The sequence below is a fragment of the Nonlabens sp. genome (assembly GCF_965660805.1).
GTDB lineage: Bacteria > Bacteroidota > Bacteroidia > Flavobacteriales > Flavobacteriaceae > Nonlabens.
The window spans coordinates 13025-37464 of the sequence record NZ_CBFIBE010000011.1 but is presented as its reverse complement, the minus strand read 5'-3'; the positions used below and the strand labels follow the sequence as shown (position 1 = coordinate 37464).

The following is a 24440-nucleotide window of genomic DNA, read 5'->3' as shown; positions in this document are numbered from 1 at the left end:
TAAAGGTAGGAATTCTGTTATTTAAACCACTATTCATAGCTGCGGACTTAAGTCAGCAGCTATGAATATAAATTATTAAAAATCAAACTTATACACCGCACCACCTAGAATCTGTAGATTTTGAACAGGAACATCTAAATAATATTGATAATTACCACCGGTAAGGTTGTGGCCTCTTAAGAAAGCGGTTAACTTAGGGTTGATTTTATAATTCACGTCTAGATTTAAATCTATAAAAGAATCTAAGGTTTGAGTCTCTGGAATACCGCCGGTTCTATATACTTCTCGTTCTCCTACGAAGTATAACGTAGTTCCCACGTTCCATTTTTCATTGATATCATAGTTCCCTACCAGATCAGCAGTAAAAGATGGTAGTTGTGATGCGACATTATTAAACGCAACGCCATTAGTGACATCATAGTTCATGTATTGTGCATTCAAGGTTAAATTAAACTGTGTATTTAAATCTACACTTGCTGATCCACCAACGGTAAGCGTGCTCAAATCACCATATTGTGTATAGAATGTATTTCCAAACTCATAAGGTAAACGTGGCACAGCGGTTAATAAAACCGTATTATCTTTAGTATAGAAATAACGATTCTCTTCTAAACGATATCCTCCATAAACCTTATAACCAAAGTTAGAGTTCAGGTTTCCCTTGATTCCTAATTGTGCATCTATCTGTCTGCTGGTAGGCGCCACATTAATAGCTGGAGCTATAAAAATGTTTTCATCTGCAAAGTTTTGTAAGGTGTTCATGTCTAATCCACCACCTATAACGGTATAAGCAACCATCTTTTCATCCATCAAGATATAACTAGCATTTATATCTGGATAAACTTTAAAATCACTTTCTGAGTTTTCATTATCGGTTATATAATTTAATCGTGCTCCTAGTTCTACTTTATATTTATCGCCATAAAGATTAATACTAGGATTGATCCCTAAGTTCAAATAAGAATAATCAGTAGCCGCAGGAATGGTTCCTTGTGTATCAAAGGCTCCTGTCAAGTAATCTACCTCAACACCTAGTCCTATTTCTTCTTCCATTACTTCAAAGGCTAACTGTGGTCTTAAACGCACTCTAGTCTCTGAGGCATCGCTGCCAGAACTGATATTTGTAAGCTTCAACTCCATATCCTCAAAAACAGAATCAAAAAATTGCGCTTTACCAGACAGTCCTATGGTCAGATAAGAAGTCGCGGCATCTACCTCAACTCCAGATGGGATAGAAGGCAGTGCTAGTGGAGCTACTCCATACCAGTTTGCAGTTTGATATCTTCCACCAGCAGTAATTCCCCAATTAAAGTCACGATTACGTTTACCGTAAGAAAGATCTAGTGATGTGTCTGAGAAATCATCATCAAGAGTTGCTTCATCTATTCCACCTTGGGATGAGTTATGATTAAAAAATACGCCTAAATCTGTGTTTTTATCGATTTCAAAATTTCCTGCAAACTCTCCTAGGACATTTACATAGTTTCCTAACCCTAGTCGCGCATAATTATCATAGAATTTTACTCGTTTAGGAGTTTTAATTCTAGATAGTTTCCCTTTTGCTGGAGTAAAAGTAGATGCTACTGGAACCGAAAAAATACTATAAGTGACCGGTTTCTTTTTAATGGTAGTAGTATCATTAATAGAAGGCATGCTTTTTACTTTAAAAGCATCACTTATAGTAGGGTCATAAGGCTTAACCACGGTAATGGTTCCACCGTTAAGCTCACCTTCTTCTCCACCTTGCGCGTTACCATTACTGAATGCGAGCAATGCTGTTGCAACTAAAATATATGATTGAAATAATTTCATGATGTGATTTAGTTTTTATCTGTAGGAACTACTGATGAATTTGTTTTGGCAGCGTTATTTTTAATAGCGTCTAGCTCTGCTTGTGCGCTAGAAACTACTTCTGGATACTGATTAAAGTTGCCCACCACATATTCTAAAATAGTGGTAGCATTTAAGGTTTGTCCTTGTGCATTATAAGATTTACCCATAATCACAAGTCCTTTTGAGGTCCAGAGTTTAAATCCTGCATAATTTTTAGTAAGACCTTGAACCGTGGCTATAGCTGCCTCATAACTTGCTTCTTTATGCTCAAAATATGCTTTATAGAAATGAGACTCGGCCGCTAGAGTTCCACTTGCGTTTGTTCTTACGGCTTCATAAGCGCTTTTTGCTGCGGTTTCATTTCCTTGTTTCCAGTTAGAACGTGCGATAATAATTTGTGCATCAGACTTTACATTATCATTTATACTTATATCGCTAAGCACTTTATTTGCATAATCTACAGCCTTATCATAATTCTCTTGTTCATAATATGCTTTCATCAAATTAGACTGTGCATAAATAACGTTTTGAGGAAAGTCTGCCAGTTGTTCTAATTGAATTAATACTGGAACCGCTTTCGCGTAAGCGGAATCACTCAAGAATATCCCACTCAAACGAGCCAGTGCTTGTTCTGTAAACTCACTGCGTTGCTTATCAATCACGTACTGATAACTAGGTATAGATTCTTGCTTTTTATCTAGAGCAAATAATGCCTGAGCGAGATAAAAATGAGCTTGTAAAGCGTGTTTCCCGTTAGGATATTCTTTTAAATATTTCTTCATGGAACGTGTTGTACCAGACATATCATTCTGAAGATAAGGTTGCTCTGCACTTTCATAAGCAGTGTCATCTAGTTCAGAATCGCTCACGTCTATAAAATCTAGGGTGCGTACCCAAGCGGCATAATCATTTGTACGGTTTTGATCTACATAAATCAATCGTGCTGAGCTTACTGCCTCATTTGCCTGTGGTGTTCCTGGGTAGTTTGCTACTACATCTTTAAAAACTACTAGTGCTGCATCTAGCTTAGAGTCATTATAGAGTTGAAGCCCTTTGCGCATCATGGCTTGAGAGGTATAACTACTCTGTGGAAACTCAGAGATCAAGCGATCATAAGTCTGAATTCCGTTACTAACCTTATTAGTGTTTATATAAGTATTTCCTAGTTCATAAAGCACATCATCTCTATATACTGAGCTTTTAAAGTTTCTTAAAAAGGCATTAAGGTCTTCTATTTTGCGATCGTTCTTACCTACAAATCCATAAGAAATAGCTTTTTGGAAGGCAGCATAATCTGCATTAAAACCGTTCATGGCTATGGACTTATTATAAGCCTCCATAGCTGGCCAGTATTGCTTAGTCACAAAGTTTGCATCACCTATACGCAGGTAAGAATCATTCAATCGCGCTGGCTGTTTTTTTACACCTGATTGTTGAGTATATGCGGTAAAGTTTTTTATAGAATTCTCATAATCTTTTAGCTTGAACTGCGTGTAAGCGAGATCATAGTTCAATAGATCGTCTTCTTCTATACTGGCGTTCATATTTTTTGCTGCGTTAAAACTATTTAAAGCCGCAGGGAAATTATTAAGTTCATAATAACTCTCTGCCTTCCAGAACGTCGCGCGTTTCTTTAATTCAACAGACTGTGCATAAGTTATGGTTTTATCTAGATTATCGATTGCCTTTGCATAATCTCCAGTTTTAAACTGGTTCAACCCTTCATACAGCGCTACTTTTCCATAAACATTTTCATTACCCTTAATACGGCCATCTTCCATAAGAGCTAGTGCCTCTGTATAATTCTTAGAAGAGAAGTAAGAATCTATGAGATACTCATTCATCTGGGCAGCCTTATTAGTGTCTGGATATTTTTCAAGAAATGCTAGAATTACAGCTGGAACACTATCATAAGGATTACCATATTCATAACTTATTTTTGCATAATTATAGCTAGCATCTTCCTGGATCTGAGCATCAAAATCCATCTCACTTGCTTTTTTAAAGGCATTAAGTGCGTCTTCACTTTGATTAAGTTTTATATAACTCTGCGCTAGGTGATAGTAGGCATTTTGAGCAGTTTTATTCTCGCCATCTACTATTTTATTAAAGGTTTCAATCGCTTTATGGTAATCACCTTGCTGGTAATAGGTGTATCCTAGCTGGTAGTAATCATTATTATTCCAGCGACCGCGCACTCCTTTATATTCTTGTAAATAAGGTAAGGCTTCATTATACTTTTGCTGGTTGAACAAGCTTTGCCCTATGATTCTATTCAATTCAGATTGTTCTTGTTTTGAAGATTTAGGCAATTGTTCTCTGGCTAGCGCAATGGCTTTATCAAAATTACCAAGTTTGTAATTCAAGTCAGCCTGATAGTAAGACAGTTTCTCGTCTGCCTCAGGAGATTCTCCAGCTTCATCAAATAAATCACTCGCCTGTTGATAATCATCACCTTCATAGGCGATGTAGCCTAAATAGTATTTAGCCTGCGATCCATATTCTGGGTCATCACTTACACGATTAAGGAAAGGCTTAGCCTGATCATACTTTTTGCTTTGAACTAAGGTATATCCTGTATTGAAATAGTATTTGTTTTTTTGCTTTCGCGAAAGTGTGCTCTCATCAACTCTCTCGTGCCATTTAGCGGCTAGATTATATTTACCATTATCAAAATAATAGTTTGCCACGTCTATATAAGCGGTATTGCGTTTAGTGGAAGTAGGGTATTCTTCAACAAACGATTCCATAAGCGCGTCTGCATTGCGCTGGTTGAGCCGTACCGCACAGTTTGCAATATAATAAGCCGCATTTCCTAAGATAGTCTCATCCTGAGCTTGATCTTTTACCTTTTCAAAAAGGCGTTGTGCAGCGATATACTGCTGTTCTTGATATAAATCAATAGCTTGATTATAAGCACGCAAGTCGTCTGTAAATATTTTAGACTGTTGTGCGCTTACCTCTATAAGAGAACTAGCAGCAAGCAACAGAGTGAGCACGATTTTTTTCATAACGGATCCTGTCATTAAATAGAAGGGTAAAATTAAAATGTTACTAGAGTATAACGCTATAAAGTCTGTTTAATTATTCATAATCTTATCCACAGCATTGTGTAACTTTGACACGTTGCATAATTGTGCTAATTATGAGTCTTGAACCTTTTTTCTCAGTTGCTATTCCCTTGTATAACAAGGAAAGTTATATTACAGACACCTTAAAGAATATTTTTGCACAAGAGTTCAATGATTTTGAAGTAGTTATAGTAGATGATGGCAGTACTGATAACGGCGCGATAAAGGTGCAAGAGTTAAATGACTCTAGAATCAGGTTATATACTCAAGAAAATAAAGGCGCGTCTGCGGCTCGTAATGCAGCGATAGAAAAATGTAACGGAAAATTCATTGCTGTCCTAGATGCAGATGACAGCTGGGAACCACTTCACTTACAGCACTTAAAAGAACTTATAGAAAATTTCCCTGAGGCTGTCATGTACTGTACAAATTATCAACTCAGACGGGAAAATGATGTTATGATACCTGCCCGATTTAGCTTTTCATACCATCAAAAACCGCTGCTTATCGATGATTTTTTTGATGGAATGAAACAATTCGGGATAGCGACTTCATCTTCTACAGCTTTCAGAAAAGAAACTTTTAAAAAAGCTGGTGGTTATGACACTAGGATCAGAAGCGGCCAGGACACTGACTTATGGATCAAGGTTGCTTTACAAGGTAAAACAGCCTTCCATCCAGCAATCACCATGACCTATAACTCCTTTGATAACTCTAGTTTATCCAGTGCTCAACTATATAAAGCACGAGCTCTAATGCTAGATAATTTCACTAAGCAAGAGAAAATAAACCAGTCATTAAAAAGCTTTTTAGATTTAAACCGTTATGCTATCGCTATCAGTGCAAAACTTGCTGGTGATCTTGATTTTTATAACAACATAGTACATCAAATCAAGATGACTAACCTGAATAAAAAACAGCGCTTTTTACTGTGGTTACCGGTAAAAGTGTTAAAACAGTTACAATTGCTACAAGATTTTTTAATTAAACGAGGTATTTACCTCACTGCCTACCGCTAAATAATTATATTAGACCATTCAATTAAATGCCTTTATTTATAATATGAGTTCAACAGTTTTAACCCTGAAAAAAGCTAATATTTACCAACGAGAAAACCTAATTCTTAAAGACGTTAATCTCACTATTAATAAAGGGGAATTTATATATCTCATAGGAAAAACAGGTAGTGGTAAAAGTTCATTAATGAAAACATTATATGGTGACATTCCTCTTAAAGAAGGTGAAGGAACCATTGTAGAATATGACCTTGCTTTATTAAAAGAGCGTGACATTCCCTATTTGCGTCGCAAACTAGGTGTAGTTTTTCAAGACTTTAAATTACTTACTGATCGCACTATTAAGGAGAATCTCAAGTTTGTTTTAAAAGCTACCGGCTGGAAAAATAAAAAGGAAATGGAAGAAAAAATCGAGCAAGTTCTCGATAAAGTAGGTATGAAAACCACCGGCTTTAAATACCCACATGAACTCTCTGGTGGAGAACAGCAGCGCATTGCCATAGCAAGAGCCTTACTTAATGATCCAGAACTCATCATAGCCGATGAGCCTACCGGTAATCTGGATCCACAGACAAGTGTAGAAATTATGGAAGTTCTACAAACTATTAATAAAAATGGTAATACTATACTCATGGCCACTCATGACTATGCCTTGCTCTTAAAATACCCTTCTAAAACACTAAAGTGTGATGGTGGTGAGGTATTTGAAGTGGTTCAGAAAACGCTGTAGCATGTACGAGATTTTAAAAAGGATATTAAAAACATTGACTCCTAATACAATTATCAAAAAATATGCTACTCAACTGAGAAGAGTGAATAAACTTCTTTATTTCGGAAATAAACATCGTTGTAATATTTGTGAATCTAGATTAAGACGATTTATTATTCACAAAAATAATTTATTGTGCCCAGTTTGCGGTAGTTTAAGTCGCACCCGTAATTTACACAAGTATTTGTTATCAAATAACCTAATGAAGGATAAGGTGCTACATTTTTCACCACCTGAATCCTTATTTAATACATACAACGGCATTAACTCAATTGACTACTTCCCAACTGATTACTTGAATGAATTTCAATCCAAGTATCAATTTAATATAACTGACATACCTAAGGATGATAACTTCTTTGAGGTAATAATCTGCTACCATGTTTTAGAACATATTGAAGAAGACAGAAATGCAATGAAAGAACTTTATCGTGTTCTCTCTGATAATGGGACTTTACTCATTCAGACACCATTTAAAAAAGGTGATATTTATGAAGACAGTTCAATCACTTCAAAAGAAGAACGGTTAAGAGCATTTGGTCAATCAGACCATGTTAGAATTTATAGTCTAAACGGATTGATCAATAGGTTTAAAGAAGTAAACCCAGCATCATCGATAAAGCATCATATTACTCAAGAGGATCCTCATTATGGATTAACAAAGGATAATATAATTGTAATTGAAAAAACTTAAACTTTATGCTTTCTGTTTGCATCCCAACTTACAATTATGATGTCTCAATTCTTATTGACGCACTGCTTTTTCAAAAAAAGCAATTTGATTTCAGCATTGAAATTTTAGTTTATGATGACTTTTCTGCACCACCAATTCATATAAAAAATTCTGAGATTACTTTAATTACTAGCACTGGAAACTACGGAAGCATATATGGAAGAAAACAATTAGCTCAAAAAGCCAAGTATGAAAATTTACTTTTTTTAGATGCAGACGTTCTTCTTGGGACAAAAAACTTTCTAAAAGAATACGTTAGATTTTTGAACACTAGTTATGAAATTATCTATGGCGGTATAAGCTATCGAACAGAAAAACCATTAGAAGGCATACTGCGGTGGAAGTACGGTAAATCTCGTGAAGCAAAAAAAGCCACGCAACGAATGGAGTTGAGTTATCAAAACCTTATTTCTATGGGGTTTTTAATCAAGAAAGATATCTTCTATAAAGTATACGATAGGATTCATGATGTAGGTTACGGCGGTGATATTCTTATTTCTTCTATAATTAATAGTTTAGGTATACAGATTAAACATATAGACAATCCTGTAATTCACATGGGTTTAGAAAGTAATGACAGTTTTTACAAGAAAACGTTGATTGGTATAGAAAACACTGTAACCTTATATAAAACAGGCAAAATAGCCATAGAATCTAGACCTATCATTTCTGTTTTCTACAATTTACATCAAATAAAAATAGATAGATTAACAGCTTGTTTTATACGTATGATAAAATTTATGTTACTACGTAATATGAATAGCACCAATCCTAGTCTATTAGGTTTTGATTTATTAAAGCTAGAACACTTCATAGACTATTTCTACAAAGATTGAAACAACCCTACAAACTTTTCATAATCCCTTATATAATCAGCTTCACTGAACTCCATTGAAGCAACTACCATACACACAGCACCGCTAGAAAAATTTTCTAATTCACGCCATACCATCGTGGGAATGAGTAAACCTTTATCAGGTTTATTAAGTGTCACGGTTTTTCTAAGCTTACCATCATCGAGAACTACATCAAAACTGCCACTTAAAGCAATTATTAACTGACAAAGCTCTTTATGAGCATGTCCACCGCGTTGTGAAGTACTAGGAACGTCATATAAATAGTAGACGCGCTCCATTTTAAAAGGAATAGTATCGCCTTCTATTACCGCAAGATTACCTCTCGGATCTGTAATTTTAGGAATGTCTATAATTTTAATATCCATAAAGTAAAAATAGTGAATTGAAAGAAATACATAGTTGAATTTATAAAATCTTAATAAATAGTTTCTTTTTTACTTACTTTTTACTTGGATTTATATGCGCGCACGGCACCACTAAAAACTTTATAACCTTCTAAAAGCTTTTTATAATCAGTCACAAAACCTTTTCTGAAAAGAAAAAAAAGATATTTAATCTTGAAATAAAAGGTAAACTTAGGATAATATTTTGCTGCCAGAGCACCTCTAGTCTTAATAGCATTAATATAGGCAGGATTTTTTCCAGAACTAAACACATCGTGCTGTACTAAGGAAATGGGAATAAAATAAATGTGCTCTCCATGTTCTATAATATCCTTTACTAAGATATACTCTTCTCCCATGGGAAATGAAGCACCTAAACCAAACCGCTCATCAAAGGCTAAATTTAGTTTTTTAAAGGTAGGCACGTGAATTACCATTTCAATAGACGAAATGTTTTCGATTTGTTTCTGAGTTCTCAAAAAACCTGCTTGATCAGGATATGTGCGCCTATCATTATGAGAAAAATCAATTGCTTTTACAATTGTCAAGCAATGTTGCTCATTTTCATTAAGTACTTTCTTGAGGAATTTTACCGCACCAGGCAAGAGTACAACGTCATCATCTAAAATCCATGCCCATTTAGCCTCACAACTAAACATAGCCCTATTACGACTGCGAGAAAGGCCAAAGTTACTATCATTAACAACTTTAATATTCTCGTAAGAGGACACAAGAACAGCCTCTTTAGATTGGTTCACTATAATAAGCTGCTCCTTAATATCGGCTACTTTACACTGAAACATTTCTTCCAGAAAAGACAAATCACTCCTATTCATAGTAGCGATAAGGATTTGTAAGTCGTGATTTGAGTATGAATTCAACAGCGTATCTTTACGCCAAAGATAACTTTTATGCGCATTTTGCTCATAGGCGAGTATAGTGGTTTTCATAATTCCTTAAAACATGGACTTCAAGCACTAGGTCATGAGGTCACTCTAGTAGGTAGTGGTGACAGTTTTAAAAGATTCCCTGTAGATATAAATGTCGGTAGCGACTATTTCAGACGTGACTGGCTACGTGAGAAGATAAAAGTAGGCTGGTGGAAACTTACGGGTCGTAATCTAGAGGATTATATACGTTTAGCACGCTTCCGCGAAAGCGAGCATTTAATAACTAACCACGACATCGTGCAGTTCATTAATTCAAATCCATTTAGTTGTGAAGCTCCAGTAGAATGGAAGATGCTCGATTATCTTTTAAGACATAATGGAAAAGCTTTTCTCGTAGCTTGTGGAGATGATTATCCTTATGCAAAATACCTTACTGAAGCCCATGAAGGTTATAGTATTCTAACTCCATATCATGAAAATGTTGGTTTAAAAAATAGGTTTGCTCATACTTTTAAGTACCTGCAACGGCCTTATCAAGAAAATTATGAGCGTCTTTTAGAGCAGTGTAAAGCCATTATCCCATCGCATACCGATTTTAAAATGGCTCTCAAGGAAGAAATAAAATGTACTGATATCATTCCAAGTGCTGTTGTAGTTGAAAATTTTGAATTACAGCAAAATCATATTTCACAACCCATTGAAATTTTTATGGGTATCAATCGTGGAAATTATCATAAAAAAGGGATTCCTTATTTTGAAAAAGCTTTGGAAATTATAAAAATTAAGTATGCTGACCAGGTAAATATTACCATTGCAGAAAATTTGCCCTATCAACAGTATATCAAGTCTTATAAAAAATGCCATATCCTATTAGATCAAGTACTAAGCTATGACCAAGGTTATAATGCACTTGAGGCAATGGCTCAAGGGAAAGTGGTTTTTGCAGGAGCTGGCGCGCCTTTTTTAAAAGCTTATGGATTAAAAGAAGCACCTCTCATAGATGCACAACCAGATGTTGATTATCTCGTGCAAGAACTATCTAAGCTCATCGATCATCCAGAAATTATTTTTAACCTAGGTCTAGAAGCTAGAGAATTCATAGCACAACATCATGATTCTATTAAAATAGCAAAAAAATACTTAGAGCTTTACAACTCTTAATATCGGTAATTATGTTTTTTAATTTTACCGATATTAAGAAAAAAGAAGTATCTTTGGAGTGTGGAAAAAAAATGGAATGATATTGAGGTGTCGCAAGACATAAAAGAAGTCCTAAAGAAAATAGACGATAAAAAGAAACGGCTAGATTCTTATAGACCATTTCCTAGCTATGTGCTTCATAGTATTAAAGAAAGCCTTACTGTAGAATGGACCTATAATTCTAACAGTATAGAAGGTAACACACTTACCTTACAAGAAACAAGAATGGTTCTAGAAGATGGACTTACTGTAAGTGGTAAACCGCTACGAGAACATTTTGAAACGGTTAATCACCACGATGCGATAGGTTATGTAGAATCTATTGTCACACCAGATTATGTGCTTAGAGAACGAGATATTCTAAACGTTCATGAGCTGGTTCTCGATAAAATAGATAAAGAATTTGCCGGTCGCATACGTAATGCTGGTGTGAGAATAAGTGGCGCAAACTTTGTCCCACCTAATGCTAGAAAGGTTCCTGATTTATTTGAAGAGCTTATCTCCTGGGCAAACCATGCTAGAAAAGAATTACATCCAGTTATAAAGGCCGCATTATTCCATCATCGGTTTGTATGGATCCATCCCTTTTTTGATGGTAATGGTCGCACGGTGCGATTGATCTATAATCTTTTGCTCATGAAAGATGGTTTTCCACCAGCCATTATTTTAAAAGTGGATCGTAAACGATATTATACAGCACTTAACGATGCAAATAAGGGCAAGTTTGAAAAACTATTTTATCTGGTTAGTCAGGCCGCTTTACGTTCCTTAGATATTTATTTGAGCAACCTAGATGATACTGCTGGAGACTACGCTCCTATTTCTAACATCGTGAAAGAGCCGTCTATTAAATATGGTCAGGAATACGTGAGTTTACTTGCTCGCCAAGGTAAAATAGACGCTTACAAAGAAGGTCGTGTGTGGTACACCACTGAAAAGGCTGTTAAAGAATATATAGCAGGCAGGAAGAGGAAACGTTGATTAGTTGATTAGTTGATTAGTTGATTAGTTGATTAGTTGATTAGTTGAAAATGCAAGGTTTCTTTAGAATTGGCATGAAGTTTTAATAAAAGTCATCAAAAAGAAAGCACCTTATACCAGTTGATTCAAGATGGACATCACTACGCTCGTCGAGATATGACATAGGTATTTTTAATCTATTGTTAAGCCATTCTAGAAGAAAAGATGATTATAGCTTACCAGTGTCTTTGAGATTTGATATGCTAAGAATTGTTTTAGCTTTCTCTACGTAAATGACCAATTCGCTTTATAGCTAAAAGTTAATTATAACCAGAAAAAAAGGCAACCTTATTTAGACATGCTCAGACTGAAGGCTGAGAACTGATGAGTAATACCAAAAGGAATAAACTACCTATTTTTCCACTGAACGTCGATTCCTGAAAAATCTTCGCTTACTTTTTCTTTGGCCATTTTAGGAATCATCACTTCAAATTCTAGTGCGACTTCAAGTCCGTCATCTAGATAGAAGAGCATGGTTTCTTCACCTTCATAGTCACAAATCACTAGTGCGTGGATCTCGTGAACATTAAAATATTCATCTTTTATTTCTTGTGGTTCTACAAATTCAAAATAGTGTAATACCCGAGCACCTTTGAAATAATCGATTTGTTCTAGATAGAGGTCTTTTTCCATGATTGTGGTATGTGGTATGTGGTATGTGGTATGTGGTATGTGGTATGTGGTAAAATAAAAAACGTTTCAACAATCTAATTATCGAAACGTTTTTCTACCACATCATTTATTTTTATATTTCTCTGTCCGGATCAAATCCTTCTAGTAACTGCGCTACTCGCTGTACAAACTGTCCACCTAAGGCTCCGTTTACTACTCTATGATCATAACTATGAGATAAGAACATCTTCATGCGTATTCCTATAAAGTCACCTTGTGGAGTTTCTACCACAGCCGGCACTTTTCTAATCGCTCCTAGCGCCAGTATCCCTACTTGCGGTTGATTGATAATAGGAGTTCCTAACACAGAACCAAAAGTTCCTACATTAGTTACCGTGTAAGTTCCGCCTTGCGTATCATCTGGTTTTAATTTACCATTTCTTGCCCTGTTAGCCAAGTCATTTACAGCCTTAGCCATTCCCATAAGATTGAGCTGGTCTGCATTTTTTATAACTGGCACAATTAAGTTACCATCTGGCAAGGCTGCTGCCATTCCTAGATTGATATTTTTACGCTTGATGATGTGATCACCATCTACAGCGATATTCATCATCGGGAATTCTTTTAAAGCTTTGGCTACTGCTTCCATAAAGATAGGTGTGAACGTAAGGTTCTCTCCTTCTCTTTTTGCAAAGGTCTCTTTATGTTTCTTTCTCCAGTTCCAGATGTTTGTGACATCACATTCTATAAAGCTTTGCACGTGAGCACTCGTTTGGACTGATGCCACCATGTGATGCGCGATGAGTTTTCCCATGCGTGTCATTTCTACGATCTCATCTTCACCGTTTACACTTACTGGTGCAGCCTTTGTTTTTTGAGTTGTTACAGGCGCTGCAGCTGGCACTTTAGATGCTGCTTGAACAGGAGCTGTTTTACCAGCTTTCTTATCTGCTACATAAGTTAGAATATCGTTTTTAGTCACACGGTTGTTAGTTCCGGTGCCTTTTATAGATTCTAGTTCTGTGATAGATATATTTTCTTCTTTAGCAATATTCTTCACTAGAGGTGAGTAGAAACCATCAGAATTTGAATAATCTACTGGCGCAGCTGTTTCTTGACCTTTTTCTATTTGTTGAGCAGCGATTTCTACTGCTATTTCAGCTTGCTTAGGAACTTCAGTTGTTGCTGGTGCTGGAGCAGAAGCACTATCTGCATCTGTTTCTATAATGGCTATAGTCTGACCTACTTGAACGACATCATCTACTTGAAAAAGAATTTCAACTAGTGTTCCATCTACTTCACTAGGGACTTCACTATCCACCTTATCTGTTGCAATTTCTAGAATTGCCTCATCAGCTTCAATAGTATCACCTATATTTTTGAGCCATGAAGTAATCGTAGCCTCAGCTACTGACTCGCCCATTTTAGGTAATTTAAGTTCAAATTTTGCCATATCGTAAAGTTACTATAACGTTTTCTAAGAAGTTGCAAAAGTAAGAATTATAGAATAAGAAAAGAATGTTTTAAGAGTCCTTAGGATGAATTTAATAACTATAGATTTTCAAAAGAATGAATGATTACCCATTTTATGAGTAAAAAAATAGTTCCATAGACTCTAGAAGAACAACTCTACCCCATATAATTACATCTTCAGTGGCTTTATAACACCACGAGAAGTACTATTATCACTGCCTAGCATGAAGTCTCTTTTAGAATTTATAAATCTATAAGTCCATTTCTTACCTTTATTTTGCGACATAAAGGCAATGATATCTTTGTAAGCGAGTGATGGTGTGTCCCAGACAATTTGAATTTCTAAAGGCAATTCTTTTTCTATTAATCCTTCAAATGTGAACTGCTCTTTAAAACCACTAAGTTTTAAAGCAGTATCATTAGTTACTAAGACTTGATATCTTTCTAAATCTCGGTCTGTTTGATTGATCTCCATAGATTTAGTCACGATAATTCCTTTTAAGGCGAGGTCTACTAGAGCTTTTTCTAGTTTAGATTTTTTAAAGTGTTTATCATAAAACAACCCCATAGCGCCGTAAAATCGCTCTATGTACTTTTTATCTTTTACGGTACTTTCTCCTTTAAAATGAATGACTTGCTGGCTACCTAAATAGTAGTTTTTATACCCTTGCTGTAATGCGGTATAACTCAAATCTATATCTTCTCCATACATAAAGTACATAGGATCAAAACCGCCTAATTCTAGATAAACTTCTTTCTTCACATACATCATCGCTCCTACCAGCACTTCTATTTCACCATTTTCATCTTTTTTCAAATGATTTGCATAGTAATTAGAATCGTTTCCTAGGATTTTTTGACGTGCGATTTTTGGATTAGGCACATTACGCTTGCTCTCTGGTAGAAATGCTCCTGTGCCATCTATGAGTTGTGTGGTTGTGAATGCTATTTGAGAATTTGCTTTCGCGAAAGCGTGTACCTCATCAAACACTGTTTCACCTACTATCGTGTCTGGATTTAAAATGCATAGATATTCTCCTTGCGCGTGTTGCACACCGATATTATTACCACGAGAAAAGCCTACGTTTTCGTCATTTGCGATAACCTTAACTTGTGGAAAAACAAAGTGCAGCATTTGTAAACTGCTGTCTGTAGAGTTATTATCCACCACGATCACTTCTGAATTCAGGTTTTTAGTGTCTCTCAAAACACTATCTAGACACAACTCCAAAAAAGCTGCCGCGTTATAATTGAGTATGATGATTGATAAATCCACAGTTAGTTTTTCAGCGAATTTTCATAAGGTACTCGATGTAAAATACTGCGGCCTAGCGTGACCTCATCTGCAAACTCCAGTTCATCTCCTACGGCTATTCCTCTTGCTATAGTAGATGTATTTACTTCAAGCCCATCGAGTTGTTTGAAGATATAAAAATTTGTAGTGTCTCCTTCTATAGTTGGGCTGAGTGCAAAAATAAGTTCTTGAACTCCATCACTTTTTATGCGATTTACTAAGGATTTTATATTCAAATCTTGAGGACCTATTCCATCCATAGGACTAATTTTACCACCTAAAACATGATACAATCCACGATACTGACTTGTGTTTTCTATAGCCATCACATCGCGGATGTCCTCAACCACACAAACGATGGTTTTATCGCGATTATGACTAGCGCAAATCTCACATACATCTACATCACTCACGTTATGACAGTTCAGACAAAATTTTAAATCATGGCGCATGTTAATGAGCGCTTGAGCGAGCACATCTGTCTGGTCTGCTGGCTGCCGCATGAGATGCAGTACTAACCTCAACGCAGTGCGCTTCCCGATTCCAGGTAATTGCGATACTTGATTTACAGCTTCTTCTAATATTTTTGAGGAGAAATTCATGAATTACAAAGATAAAGGAAGTGGAATTAGGTATGAGGTATGTGGTATGAGGTTTTTTGAACTCAAATTCAACACTTTTAGTAGTTTGTATAAATTGTTTGATGCAGCGCTCAAACTGACATTTGCAGTATCAGTTTGTATGCCTACTTTAGCAGCAAAATAATTCTAGTGAGTTCTACCCAAATTCTTATTGCGATTGCGGCATATTTTGCGATGCTTATTTTAATTTCCTTTTTAGTAGGTCGTAAAAGTGACAGTGCTACTTTTTTTAGAGGTAATCGCAGCTCGCCGTGGTATATCGTGGCCTTTGGGATGATAGGTGCTTCTCTGAGTGGTGTTACATTTATCTCAGTTCCTGGAGCTGTAGAGGAAGGCGCGATGAACTATTTTCAAGTGGTGCTGGGTTATATCGTAGGTTATGCTGTGATAGGTTTAGTGCTCCTACCACTGTATTACCGCATGAACTTAACTTCTATTTATAGTTATTTGAATGATCGATATGGAAGTGCTGCTCAATATACTGGTTCTAGTTTCTTTTTACTTTCTAGAATCGTCGGTGCGAGTTTTAGACTTTACCTTATTGCAGGAGTATTGCAAACCTTTGTCTTTGACAGTATGGACATAGAGTTCTGGCAAACGGTAACTTTAACGGTAGTACTGATCTGGTTGTACACCTTTAAGTCAGGCATTAAAACAATAGTCTGGACTGACACCTTACAAACACTATTCATGCTCATAGCGGTAGGAGTTGCGATTTACTTTGTTTCAGACCGTTTAAATTTAAATGGTATAGGAGAAATCACTTCTTTTCTAAGTGATAGCGAGTTTTCACAGATCTTTTTCTGGGACGACTGGAAAAGTGGTCAGCATTTTATGAAACAGTTTATCGCTGGTGCTTTTATAGCCATAGTTATGACAGGATTAGATCAAGACATGATGCAAAAGAATTTAACCTGTCGCAGTTTAAAAGATGCTCAAAAAAATATGTTTTGGTTTACCATTGTACTGACTTTTGTGAACTTATTATTTTTAGGATTGGGAGTTTTACTAACCGAGTACGCAGCAATCACAGAAACAGGTGGATTCAAGGATTCATTATTTCCATGTATCGCATTACAGTCTAATATGGGAATAGGACTAGGCTTGGTTTTTATATTAGGGTTAATCGCTGCGGCTTATTCTAGTGCAGACAGCGCACTGACCTCACTAACTACTTCTTTTTCTGTAGATATTTTAAATATTGAAAAGAACTTAAGTGAGAAAAAGCAAAACATCACTAGAAAGCTGATTCATGTAGGTTTTTCTGTGTTACTTATTTTAGTGATCGTGAGTTTTGAATACCTCATCAAAGATGCTAGTGTAATCAATAAGCTTTTCACCTTTGCAGGATATACTTATGGACCGTTATTGGGTTTATTTGGTTTTGGAATTTTAACTAAACGTAAGGTACATCACCTAGCGACACCAGTTATTGCAATTACCTCTCCATTTATAGCCTATGGTATCAGTTATTTTGCACAGTATGTTTATGAATTTGAATTTGGCTTTTTTGTACTCTTATTAAATGGCGCAATTACCTTTTTAGGGTTGTTGGTTGCATCATTTTTGGGTAATGATATTCATTCATCGAGACCGTTTCCCAAACCCTAAAGGGTGCGGTTTCCACATGCGACGATGACAGCTACATTTTTAGGTAAAAGAAGTCGTTTGAAGGAAAGAATTATTAATACATAATGTTGATTGAATTACGCTTTCGCGAAAGCGGAATCACTAACAACCTAATACTGTTTAGTACCTAAAAGAACTAAGGTGCAGGCTACTTCTGATTTAATCTTGTTTTCTTCAAGAAGCTTGTAGAATTCTGGGTTTTCTGTTCCAGGATTAAAAATCACACGACTAGGTTTTAGGCTAATGATATAATCGTAGTATTCTGGCTGTCTTTTAGCATTTAAGTATAAGGTCACCGTATCAATTCCTTGAAACGGAATCCATTCCTTATGAATCTTTACATCATCCACTAATCCTTCTCGCAATCCTATGGCTACGGTCTCAATATTATTCTTGCGCAATTTATAGATCGCTACATTTGAATACCGTTCCTCATTTAGAGAAGCTCCTAACACAAGCGTTTTTTTAGACATTTTTTAAGATTAAAGCTGTAACAATACTACAAATGTATCGTCTTTTAGATGAAGGAGTGATGACCCTTTGATTTATTTGAAAAATTGAATTTATTGAAAAAGAAAAATTCATGCTAACAATCGTATAATTCATAATTAATGGTTAGTGTTATTGTACGGTTTAGAAAACCCGAGCTTGCAGGCTCGGGTTTTTGTTTTTTGTGATGATCCATAAGTGCGGACTTAAGTCCGCACCTATGGATGTAAACACCTATGGATCATCAAACAATTATATTTTTAAAAATCATAAGATCTCAAACTCTGATTGTAGCGATTCCTCTTGATGGTGTTGTTTTTGATTTTTGATATATGCAACAACTGTTGCTACTTGCGAGCTGCTAACTGAAAACGCACCATAGCCGCGTTGCCATTGAAAATTCTCTAAAAATGGATAATTAGCCGTTAACCATCGGGAGCTTTTTCCTTTGATATGTTTTAATAACATCCCTATGGCGATTTTAGACTCTAACTTTAATAAAATATGCACGTGATCTGACATTCGATTAATGACTAATGGCGTGCAACCTTATTCAATTATGATTTGCCAGATATATGCATAGAGATGAGATTCAATAGCAAATTTGATATCAGGATCACGATTTTTTGTTCCAAAAACGATATGAAGATATATCTGTAAATTGTTCTTAGAAATGGTTTAAAAATATTATTCATAGGTGCGGACTTAAGTCCACACCTATGAATGTCCGCACCTATAAATGTTACCACTTGATCACCGCACTACCCCATGTAAATCCACTACCAAAAGCCGCTAGAACGACCGTATCGCCTTCCTTTATTTTTCCATTTTCCCATGCCTCGCAAAGAGCAATAGGAATAGACGCTGCTGTTGTATTCCCATAGTTCTGAATATTATTATAGACCTGGTCGTCGCTTAACTGGAACTTCTTTTGTATAAATTGTGAAATACGCAAATTAGCCTGGTGTGGCACAAGCATATCTATATCACTCACCTCTAAACCATTAGTCTGTAAACCTTCCATAATCACCTCGCTGAAACGTCTTACGGCATTTTTAAACACAAACTGACCGTTCATATAGGGAAAATAAGGAATATCCTCTTGCGGATTCTCTTCTATTAAGGCAGGAACCCAATGATTAGTAGATGGTCCTTTTAAAGAAAGCTCCAGAGCATGTTTCCCTTCACTATGTAAATGTGTAGATAAAATTCCATGTCCTTCTTTTTCACTGCGCGACACCACAGCCGCACCAGCACCATCGCCAAAAATTACCGAAACTGATCGACCACGAGTAGTCATATCTAGTCCACCACTATGATTTTCTGATCCTATAACGAGAACATTTTTATACATTCCTGTTTTTATAAACTGATCTGCCACAGACAGTGCATAAACAAAGCCACTACACTGGTTACGGACATCTAACGCAGGACAAGTGTGAATTCCCATAAGATCCTGCACTTGCACACCACAACCTGGAAAATAATAATCTGGTGACAAGGTGGCAAACACGATCATGTCTATATCATCTTTAGAAACATGGGCGCGTTCTAGAGCAATTTGAGCAGCTTTTACACCCATAATTGCAGTAGAATTACCATCACCTTTTTTAATATGACGTCTCTCTTGAATTCCAGTTCGTTCCTGGATCCAGGCATCGTTAGTATCCATTAATTTAGAAAGGTCATCATTAGTAACCACGTTTTCTGGGACATATTTTCCCATTCCAGTAATGCGAGAAGTGTACATATTTTATATTTGTAAGAACTGCAAGATAAGCCCTAGAATTATTTTCTAAAGTAGCTTTTGTTTAATTTAACATGCATGCATAGTAATTTATTTGAGCAAGAATTTCCTGAGATTCCAGATGGTGAGGTGTGGTATGACGGTGGTTTTTACGCTTTCGCGAAAGCGCACAAACTACAAACACAACTGCTCCAAGAAACACCATGGCGGCAAAATAAAATTACCGTATTCGGTAAAGAATATGACGAGCCTAGATTAACACAACTGTACGGAGATACTGGGATAAGCTATGGATACAGTGGAATTACCTATAATGCACTACCATGGACCGCTACCTTAAAATCCATCAAGGAAGACGTAGAAAAAGCTGCCGGCACCACCTTTAATATATGTTTAGTAAACCGTTATCGAGACGGACAGGATTCAAACGGCTGGCATGCCGATAATGAAAAAGAACTAGGCCAGAATCCAATAATTGCATCTATAACTCTAGGGCAAGAACGCTTTTTTCATTTGAAACACAATGAGAATAAAGAATGGCGTTTTAAATTTTTACTCGAGCATGGTAGTTTACTAGTCATGGCTGGAGCAACACAACATACGTACAAGCACCAGATCCCTAAAACAAAAAGAACGATCAGCGAACGTATCAATCTTACTTTTAGGAAGATTGTAGCGTTTTAAAATGATGACATAAGACTCATGACCGCTACGCATAATGACTAACGACAACAGACTCCTTAGAAAGTCTATTTCATCAAAAAAGTCTAAAGTTTTCTCAAAAACAGCAAATGTTTATTTCTCAATTGTAAACTGGCTGCCTTAATTACGACTCCATAAACATGGCAAGAGCAAAAGACATTTTAGCAAACTTAGATGAACGCGCGATAGATCGTATTGTAGAAATGGGCTGGGAAGACCGCACACCATTTGATGCAATTGAAGCCCAGTTTGGCGTCACAGAAAGTCAGGTCATTAAAATCATGCGCAACCAGATGAAGGAAAGCAGTTTCCGCATGTGGAGAGCACGTGTGCAAGGTCGTTCTACTAAGCATCGTGCTAATCGTGATCCTGAGATGGATCGTTTCCGCTGTTCTAGGCAACGACATATTTCGGGAAATAAAATTTCTAAGCGATAAAGCATAAGTACATAAATTCAAAAAGAGCAGACCATCATCTGCTCTTTTTTTTGTTGAAGAAACAATAAAATAATAATCATCATACAGTTTTAGGTATATGATTTGTATTACATTTAAAATTACAAAACCATTAAATCATTAAAAGCTACATCGAACATGAAAAAAATAATTTTATTACTTGTTCTCGCACCAGTCTTAGGATTCTCTCAAACGCTTTTTGATAAAGGCAATAAAGAACAAGAAAAAGACCCCACAGAACTCAATATTAATGAAAATATTCAAGGAACCTTATGGATTCCAGATGATGTGGAACAACCGCCACTTTTAATCATGCTTACCGGTAGCGGTCCTAACGATCGTGATGGAAATAGCGTCATGACTAAAAATGATAGTCACAAACAACTAGCACAAGCACTTTTAAAAGAAGGAATAGCTACTTATCGATATGACAAGCGTGTGGTCACACAAATGAAAAAGAAAAAGGTAGATCCTGACACAAGTTTTGATGATTTTATTACTGACGCAAAAGATGTGGTTACTCACTTTGAAGAAGACCGTCGTTTTTCTAAAATTTATATTGCTGGACATAGTCAAGGCTCCTTAGTAGGTATGCTGGCTGTTAATGAAAACGTAGATGGTTTTATCTCACTAGCTGGAGCTGGAGAACCTATAGATAATGTAATCGTTTCACAAATAGCAGCTCAGAGTCCTGGACTGGATACAATGGCCAAAGCTACCTTTGATAAAATGCGTGCTCAAGAGGAAATTGTAGAAGATGTAAATCCTTATTTAATGCAGTTACAAGGTCCACAAATACAGCCTTTTATGAAATCATGGATGAAGTATGATCCAGCAGTAGAGATTGCAAAATTAAAAACGCCTATTCTTATTATTAACGGCGACAGAGATTTTCAAGTATCTGTTGAACAAGCAAATATACTGCATGCCGCAGCTCCTTCCAGTCAGTTAGAAATCATAGAAGGATTAAATCACGTTCTTAAAAAAGTAGGTAAAGATGATATTGAGGCCGCAAAAAGTTATACTGATGTGAACTTCCCTATTCATCCTATACTGGTTGAGAAAATGGTTGCCTTTATGAAGTGATATTTTATTGATAAGTACGCTTTCGCGAAAGCGTGTTTATTCCAATCAAAAATTTATAAAGTCGTATTTTGCCATTATTCAAAATACGACTTTATGATTTTTCAAGAGGTAATAGAAAAGGTACACGACACGACACCATTAATAACAAAAGACACCATTGTTTTTGGGTTATTGATGATTTGTTTAGCATTAGTCTTTTATTCTTCATCATTAAAAGAAGGTTTCTGGTCTAAGTTCTATAAAATTGTTCCAGCACTATTGATGTGTTACTTATTGCCTTCTGTACTGAGCTCTCTAGGAATTATCGCTCCTGAGTGGATTACGGTCGGTGAATATGGAACTATTAAAGAAGGCAACTCTTCTTTATATTACATGGCGTCGCGGTATTTATTACCAGCAGCACTGGTTTTAATGACTTTATCTATAGACTTAAAAGCCGTTTTTAATTTAGGACCTAAAGCCTTAATTATGTTTTTAACGGGTACAGCTGGAATCGTCATAGGTGGTCCTATTGCTATTTTAATCATAGGTTCTTTTTCACCAGAAACTGTAGGTGGTGAAGGTTATGACGCAGTATGGCGTGGACTTTCTACACTTGCTGGAAGCTGGATAGGTGGTGGCGCAAATCAAACTGCCATGCTCGAGGTGTATCAATTCAATCAAGCTAAATATGGCGGAATGGTTCTCGTGGATATAGTGGTCGCTAACTTGTGGATGGGAATATTACTTTTTGGGATCGGGAAAGCGGTAAAAATAGACCGCTGGTTTGGTGCCGATAGTTCTGCTATTGAAGACCTTAAAAAAAGAGTATCTGATTATACGGCTAGTGTAAAGCGCGAAGCTACTTTTACAGACACAATGGTCATGCTGGGAATAGGTTTTGGTGCGGTGGCGATAGCACATTATGGAGCAAATTATTTATCAGACCTCATGTCTGGCATGGAAGGTATTTCTAAGAATATTTATTTAAGCTTTCTAACCAGCCAGTTTTTCTGGATGATCTCTATCGCAACATTTATAGGGATTTTATTATCATTTACTCCTGCTAAAAGTTATGAAGGAACTGGCGCCAGTAAAATAGGAAGTATTTTTATTTATGTTCTAGTCGCTACGATAGGAATGAAAATGGACTTAACACAAATAGTTGAGAATCCATTATTGATTCTGGTAGGTATTATATGGATGGCCATTCATGCCGGACTGCTTATTCTTATGGCAAAACTTATAAAGGCTCCCTATTTTTTCCTTGCGGTAGGTTCTCAGGCAAATGTAGGTGGAGCAGCTAGTGCTCCTATTGTAGCATCAGAATTTCATCCATCGCTCACCAGTGTTGGTGTATTGCTAGCTGTTTTTGGTTACGTAGTAGGAACTATAGGAGCTATAGCATGTACTGTCCTCATGCAAATGGTAGCGACTTCTTAGATTATTTAAAAGTTATATATCATATTTGTAGCCTTATAAACAAGCTCATGAAAAACATAATAGTCACTTTACTCACTATTGCTATTTTAACTTCTTGTAGTGAAGAACAACAAGGCAACCTTATCGTTACTGGAACCGTAGACGGACTTAAAATAGGCAAGCTTTATTTACAAAAATTACAGGACACTACTCTAGTAAACGTAGATTCTGTTATCGTGGATGGAGAGGCACCATTTAAAATGACAGCCACTATAGATGAGCCACAGCTTATGTATTTTTACTTAGATAAAAAAGACGGAACCATCTATGATGATCGATTAAAATTCTTTGCTGAAGACACTGTCATCACCATTCATACCTCATTAGATCAATTTGAAACTGGTGCGACTATAACTGGATCTGTAAATCAAAAGCTCTTTCAAGAATTTACTGCCATTAATAAACAATTATCTAATCGTTATACAGACCTTTTTAAAAGAAGCCTCTTACTTTCTCAGGCCGAAACACCTGATCAAGATTCTATAAATGCTTTATCTAAGGACATAGACAAGCACATAAAGAAAAAAGTAGGATATGTGATTAATTTTGCGATGCGCCATAAAGACTATGAGGTAGCACCATTTGCATTGCTCCAAGAAGGATATGAGGCAAATCCGGTTTACTTAGATAGTGCGTATCATATGATGCCAAAAAAAATTCAGAGCAGTCGTTATGGAAAACAACTCTCTGAATTTATAAAAGAAAGGAAGAAAAACTTATAACTTGTTGATACGAGCGATAAGTTCAGTACCTCTAGATTCTAACTCAGCTCTTACACTTTTTAAATGAGCTTTGCGATTTTCTACATTTTTGTCATTTACTTTTGCGATTAATTCATCAAAAGTTGTGATGCTATCATCCACTACCGCTTCAGATGCTTTTGTATCTGAATCTGGATTTGTAGCTTGATGTAATAATGCCGCTTCTATAATATCTCCTAATACATAATTGATATCTTGTTTAAGGTCTCTAATGCTTGCCATGGTAAATTATTTTTTGCAAAAATACGCCAAAATTAGCCTTTATTCCAATTTATGTTTCTAATGCCGTATTCTTAATTTGAATTATTTTTTAACTAG

The 24440-nt window shown here is 36.1% G+C and carries 24 protein-coding genes; 12 read left to right on the top strand and 12 right to left on the bottom strand.

Features of this window, described 5'->3' with window-relative positions; all coding sequences use genetic code 11:
* Nucleotides 1-75: 75 nt before the first annotated feature.
* Nucleotides 76-1812, bottom strand: coding sequence for a hypothetical protein (locus ACTF48_RS04620; RefSeq protein ID WP_438961971.1), 1737 nt, complete (start codon nt 1810-1812; stop codon nt 76-78).
* An 8-nt stretch (nt 1813-1820) separates the two neighbouring features.
* Complete coding sequence (locus ACTF48_RS04615; RefSeq protein ID WP_438961970.1) at nt 1821-4859, bottom strand: tetratricopeptide repeat protein; 3039 nt, start codon at nt 4857-4859, stop codon at nt 1821-1823.
* Between the two features lie 119 nt (nt 4860-4978).
* On the opposite strand from ACTF48_RS04615, the gene ACTF48_RS04610 reads away from it, so the two are divergent.
* The 4 genes from ACTF48_RS04610 to ACTF48_RS04595 are packed head-to-tail and all read left to right on the top strand — an operon-like array spanning nt 4979 to nt 8258.
* The gene (locus tag ACTF48_RS04610; protein ID WP_438961969.1) at nt 4979-5923 is read left to right on the top strand and encodes a glycosyltransferase family 2 protein; all 945 of its coding nucleotides are present in this window, start codon (nt 4979-4981) and stop codon (nt 5921-5923) included.
* A 43-nt stretch (nt 5924-5966) separates the two neighbouring features.
* A complete protein-coding gene (locus ACTF48_RS04605) occupies nt 5967-6650 on the top strand; it encodes a cell division ATP-binding protein FtsE (protein ID WP_438961968.1) in 684 nt (227 codons plus the stop codon).
* 1 nt (nt 6651) lies between these two features.
* Nucleotides 6652-7383, top strand: coding sequence for a class I SAM-dependent methyltransferase (locus ACTF48_RS04600; protein ID WP_438961967.1), 732 nt, complete (start codon nt 6652-6654; stop codon nt 7381-7383).
* 5 nt (nt 7384-7388) lie between these two features.
* Entirely contained in the window at nt 7389-8258 is an 870-nt protein-coding gene (locus ACTF48_RS04595; protein ID WP_438961966.1) for a glycosyltransferase family 2 protein, read from the top strand.
* Here the strand turns inward: ACTF48_RS04595 and ACTF48_RS04590 are convergent.
* Both ACTF48_RS04590 and ACTF48_RS04585 read right to left on the bottom strand, forming a co-directional pair.
* Nucleotides 8246-8644, bottom strand: a complete 399-nt coding sequence (locus ACTF48_RS04590; RefSeq protein ID WP_438961965.1) for a sugar 3,4-ketoisomerase — start codon at nt 8642-8644, stop codon at nt 8246-8248. The two genes, ACTF48_RS04595 and ACTF48_RS04590, sit on opposite strands and share 13 nt — an antisense overlap.
* Before the next feature lie 80 nt (nt 8645-8724).
* On the bottom strand, nt 8725-9543 hold the full coding sequence (locus ACTF48_RS04585) for a glycosyltransferase family 2 protein (protein WP_438961964.1): 819 nt from the start codon (nt 9541-9543) through the stop codon (nt 8725-8727).
* A 30-nt stretch (nt 9544-9573) separates the two neighbouring features.
* Between ACTF48_RS04585 and ACTF48_RS04580 the strand changes: the two genes are divergently transcribed.
* Nucleotides 9574-10713, top strand: coding sequence for a glycosyltransferase (locus ACTF48_RS04580; protein WP_438961963.1), 1140 nt, complete (start codon nt 9574-9576; stop codon nt 10711-10713).
* Nucleotides 10714-10773: 60 nt separating this feature from the next.
* Nucleotides 10774-11733, top strand: coding sequence for a Fic family protein (locus tag ACTF48_RS04575; protein WP_438961962.1), 960 nt, complete (start codon nt 10774-10776; stop codon nt 11731-11733).
* 387 nt (nt 11734-12120) lie between these two features.
* Here ACTF48_RS04575 and ACTF48_RS04570 read toward each other — a convergent pair whose 3' ends face one another.
* The 4 genes from ACTF48_RS04570 to recR form a co-directional block, all read right to left on the bottom strand.
* Nucleotides 12121-12405 carry a hypothetical protein gene (locus tag ACTF48_RS04570; RefSeq protein WP_438961961.1) on the bottom strand — a complete coding sequence of 95 codons (285 nt, stop codon included), beginning with the start codon at nt 12403-12405 and terminating at the stop codon, nt 12121-12123.
* Between the two features lie 112 nt (nt 12406-12517).
* On the bottom strand, nt 12518-13837 hold the full coding sequence (locus ACTF48_RS04565; protein WP_438961960.1) for a dihydrolipoamide acetyltransferase family protein: 1320 nt from the start codon (nt 13835-13837) through the stop codon (nt 12518-12520).
* Between the two features lie 189 nt (nt 13838-14026).
* Entirely contained in the window at nt 14027-15133 is a 1107-nt protein-coding gene (locus ACTF48_RS04560; protein ID WP_438961959.1) for a glycosyltransferase family 2 protein, read from the bottom strand.
* A 2-nt stretch (nt 15134-15135) separates the two neighbouring features.
* Nucleotides 15136-15753: a recombination mediator RecR gene (gene recR / locus ACTF48_RS04555; RefSeq protein ID WP_438961958.1), complete on the bottom strand. Its 618-nt coding sequence runs from the start codon at nt 15751-15753 to the stop codon at nt 15136-15138.
* Nucleotides 15754-15921: 168 nt separating this feature from the next.
* Here recR and ACTF48_RS04550 point away from each other — a divergent pair, with 168 nt between their 5' ends.
* Nucleotides 15922-17403, top strand: a complete 1482-nt coding sequence (locus ACTF48_RS04550) for a sodium:solute symporter (RefSeq protein WP_438961957.1) — start codon at nt 15922-15924, stop codon at nt 17401-17403.
* 128 nt (nt 17404-17531) lie between these two features.
* Here ACTF48_RS04550 and ACTF48_RS04545 read toward each other — a convergent pair whose 3' ends face one another.
* The 3 genes from ACTF48_RS04545 to ACTF48_RS04535 all read right to left on the bottom strand — a co-directional run bounded on the left by ACTF48_RS04545 (nt 17532) and on the right by ACTF48_RS04535 (nt 19660).
* Nucleotides 17532-17894 (bottom strand): CoA-binding protein, encoded by a 363-nt coding sequence (locus tag ACTF48_RS04545; RefSeq protein WP_438961956.1) that lies wholly within the window; start codon nt 17892-17894, stop codon nt 17532-17534.
* Between the two features lie 283 nt (nt 17895-18177).
* On the bottom strand, nt 18178-18432 hold the full coding sequence (locus tag ACTF48_RS04540) for an IS200/IS605 family transposase (RefSeq protein WP_438961955.1): 255 nt from the start codon (nt 18430-18432) through the stop codon (nt 18178-18180).
* A 220-nt stretch (nt 18433-18652) separates the two neighbouring features.
* Nucleotides 18653-19660, bottom strand: coding sequence for a 3-oxoacyl-ACP synthase III family protein (locus tag ACTF48_RS04535; protein ID WP_438961954.1), 1008 nt, complete (start codon nt 19658-19660; stop codon nt 18653-18655).
* Between the two features lie 75 nt (nt 19661-19735).
* On the opposite strand from ACTF48_RS04535, the gene ACTF48_RS04530 reads away from it, so the two are divergent.
* From ACTF48_RS04530 to ACTF48_RS04510, 5 genes are all read left to right on the top strand, one after another.
* On the top strand, nt 19736-20341 hold the full coding sequence (locus tag ACTF48_RS04530; RefSeq protein WP_438961953.1) for an alpha-ketoglutarate-dependent dioxygenase AlkB family protein: 606 nt from the start codon (nt 19736-19738) through the stop codon (nt 20339-20341).
* A gap of 158 nt (nt 20342-20499) precedes the next feature.
* Entirely contained in the window at nt 20500-20796 is a 297-nt protein-coding gene (locus ACTF48_RS04525) for a TIGR03643 family protein (RefSeq protein WP_438961952.1), read from the top strand.
* A 156-nt stretch (nt 20797-20952) separates the two neighbouring features.
* Nucleotides 20953-21900, top strand: a complete 948-nt coding sequence (locus ACTF48_RS04520; RefSeq protein WP_438961951.1) for an alpha/beta hydrolase — start codon at nt 20953-20955, stop codon at nt 21898-21900.
* Between the two features lie 93 nt (nt 21901-21993).
* The gene (locus ACTF48_RS04515) at nt 21994-23322 is read left to right on the top strand and encodes a DUF819 family protein (protein ID WP_438961950.1); all 1329 of its coding nucleotides are present in this window, start codon (nt 21994-21996) and stop codon (nt 23320-23322) included.
* A gap of 47 nt (nt 23323-23369) precedes the next feature.
* Nucleotides 23370-24083: a DUF4369 domain-containing protein gene (locus ACTF48_RS04510; protein ID WP_438961949.1), complete on the top strand. Its 714-nt coding sequence runs from the start codon at nt 23370-23372 to the stop codon at nt 24081-24083.
* Here the strand turns inward: ACTF48_RS04510 and ACTF48_RS04505 are convergent.
* Nucleotides 24078-24344, bottom strand: a complete 267-nt coding sequence (locus ACTF48_RS04505) for a hypothetical protein (RefSeq protein ID WP_438961948.1) — start codon at nt 24342-24344, stop codon at nt 24078-24080. The genes ACTF48_RS04510 and ACTF48_RS04505 overlap by 6 nt on opposite strands.
* Between the last annotated feature and the right edge of the window lie 96 nt (nt 24345-24440).

Excerpts from the sequence above, each read along its gene's own strand:
- ACTF48_RS04600 (WP_438961967.1), top strand. The coding sequence starts at position 6,652 with ATGTACGAGATTTTAAAAAGGATATTAAAAACATTGACTCCTAATACA.
- ACTF48_RS04595 (WP_438961966.1), top strand. The coding sequence starts at position 7,389 with ATGCTTTCTGTTTGCATCCCAACTTACAATTATGATGTCTCAATTCTT.
- ACTF48_RS04530 (WP_438961953.1), top strand. The coding sequence starts at position 19,736 with ATGCATAGTAATTTATTTGAGCAAGAATTTCCTGAGATTCCAGATGGT.
- ACTF48_RS04545 (WP_438961956.1), bottom strand. The coding sequence starts at position 17,894 with ATGTCTAAAAAAACGCTTGTGTTAGGAGCTTCTCTAAATGAGGAACGG.
- ACTF48_RS04590 (WP_438961965.1), bottom strand. The coding sequence starts at position 8,644 with ATGGATATTAAAATTATAGACATTCCTAAAATTACAGATCCGAGAGGT.
- ACTF48_RS04605 (WP_438961968.1), top strand. The coding sequence starts at position 5,967 with ATGAGTTCAACAGTTTTAACCCTGAAAAAAGCTAATATTTACCAACGA.
- ACTF48_RS04510 (WP_438961949.1), top strand. The coding sequence starts at position 23,370 with ATGAAAAACATAATAGTCACTTTACTCACTATTGCTATTTTAACTTCT.
- ACTF48_RS04540 (WP_438961955.1), bottom strand. The coding sequence starts at position 18,432 with ATGTCAGATCACGTGCATATTTTATTAAAGTTAGAGTCTAAAATCGCC.
- ACTF48_RS04520 (WP_438961951.1), top strand. The coding sequence starts at position 20,953 with ATGAAAAAAATAATTTTATTACTTGTTCTCGCACCAGTCTTAGGATTC.
- ACTF48_RS04525 (WP_438961952.1), top strand. The coding sequence starts at position 20,500 with ATGGCAAGAGCAAAAGACATTTTAGCAAACTTAGATGAACGCGCGATA.
- ACTF48_RS04610 (WP_438961969.1), top strand. The coding sequence starts at position 4,979 with ATGAGTCTTGAACCTTTTTTCTCAGTTGCTATTCCCTTGTATAACAAG.
- ACTF48_RS04570 (WP_438961961.1), bottom strand. The coding sequence starts at position 12,405 with ATGGAAAAAGACCTCTATCTAGAACAAATCGATTATTTCAAAGGTGCT.
- ACTF48_RS04515 (WP_438961950.1), top strand. The coding sequence starts at position 21,994 with ATGATTTTTCAAGAGGTAATAGAAAAGGTACACGACACGACACCATTA.
- ACTF48_RS04620 (WP_438961971.1), bottom strand. The coding sequence starts at position 1,812 with ATGAAATTATTTCAATCATATATTTTAGTTGCAACAGCATTGCTCGCA.
- ACTF48_RS04505 (WP_438961948.1), bottom strand. The coding sequence starts at position 24,344 with ATGGCAAGCATTAGAGACCTTAAACAAGATATCAATTATGTATTAGGA.
- ACTF48_RS04565 (WP_438961960.1), bottom strand. The coding sequence starts at position 13,837 with ATGGCAAAATTTGAACTTAAATTACCTAAAATGGGCGAGTCAGTAGCT.
- ACTF48_RS04535 (WP_438961954.1), bottom strand. The coding sequence starts at position 19,660 with ATGTACACTTCTCGCATTACTGGAATGGGAAAATATGTCCCAGAAAAC.
- ACTF48_RS04580 (WP_438961963.1), top strand. The coding sequence starts at position 9,574 with ATGCGCATTTTGCTCATAGGCGAGTATAGTGGTTTTCATAATTCCTTA.
- recR (WP_438961958.1), bottom strand. The coding sequence starts at position 15,753 with ATGAATTTCTCCTCAAAAATATTAGAAGAAGCTGTAAATCAAGTATCG.
- ACTF48_RS04615 (WP_438961970.1), bottom strand. The coding sequence starts at position 4,859 with ATGACAGGATCCGTTATGAAAAAAATCGTGCTCACTCTGTTGCTTGCT.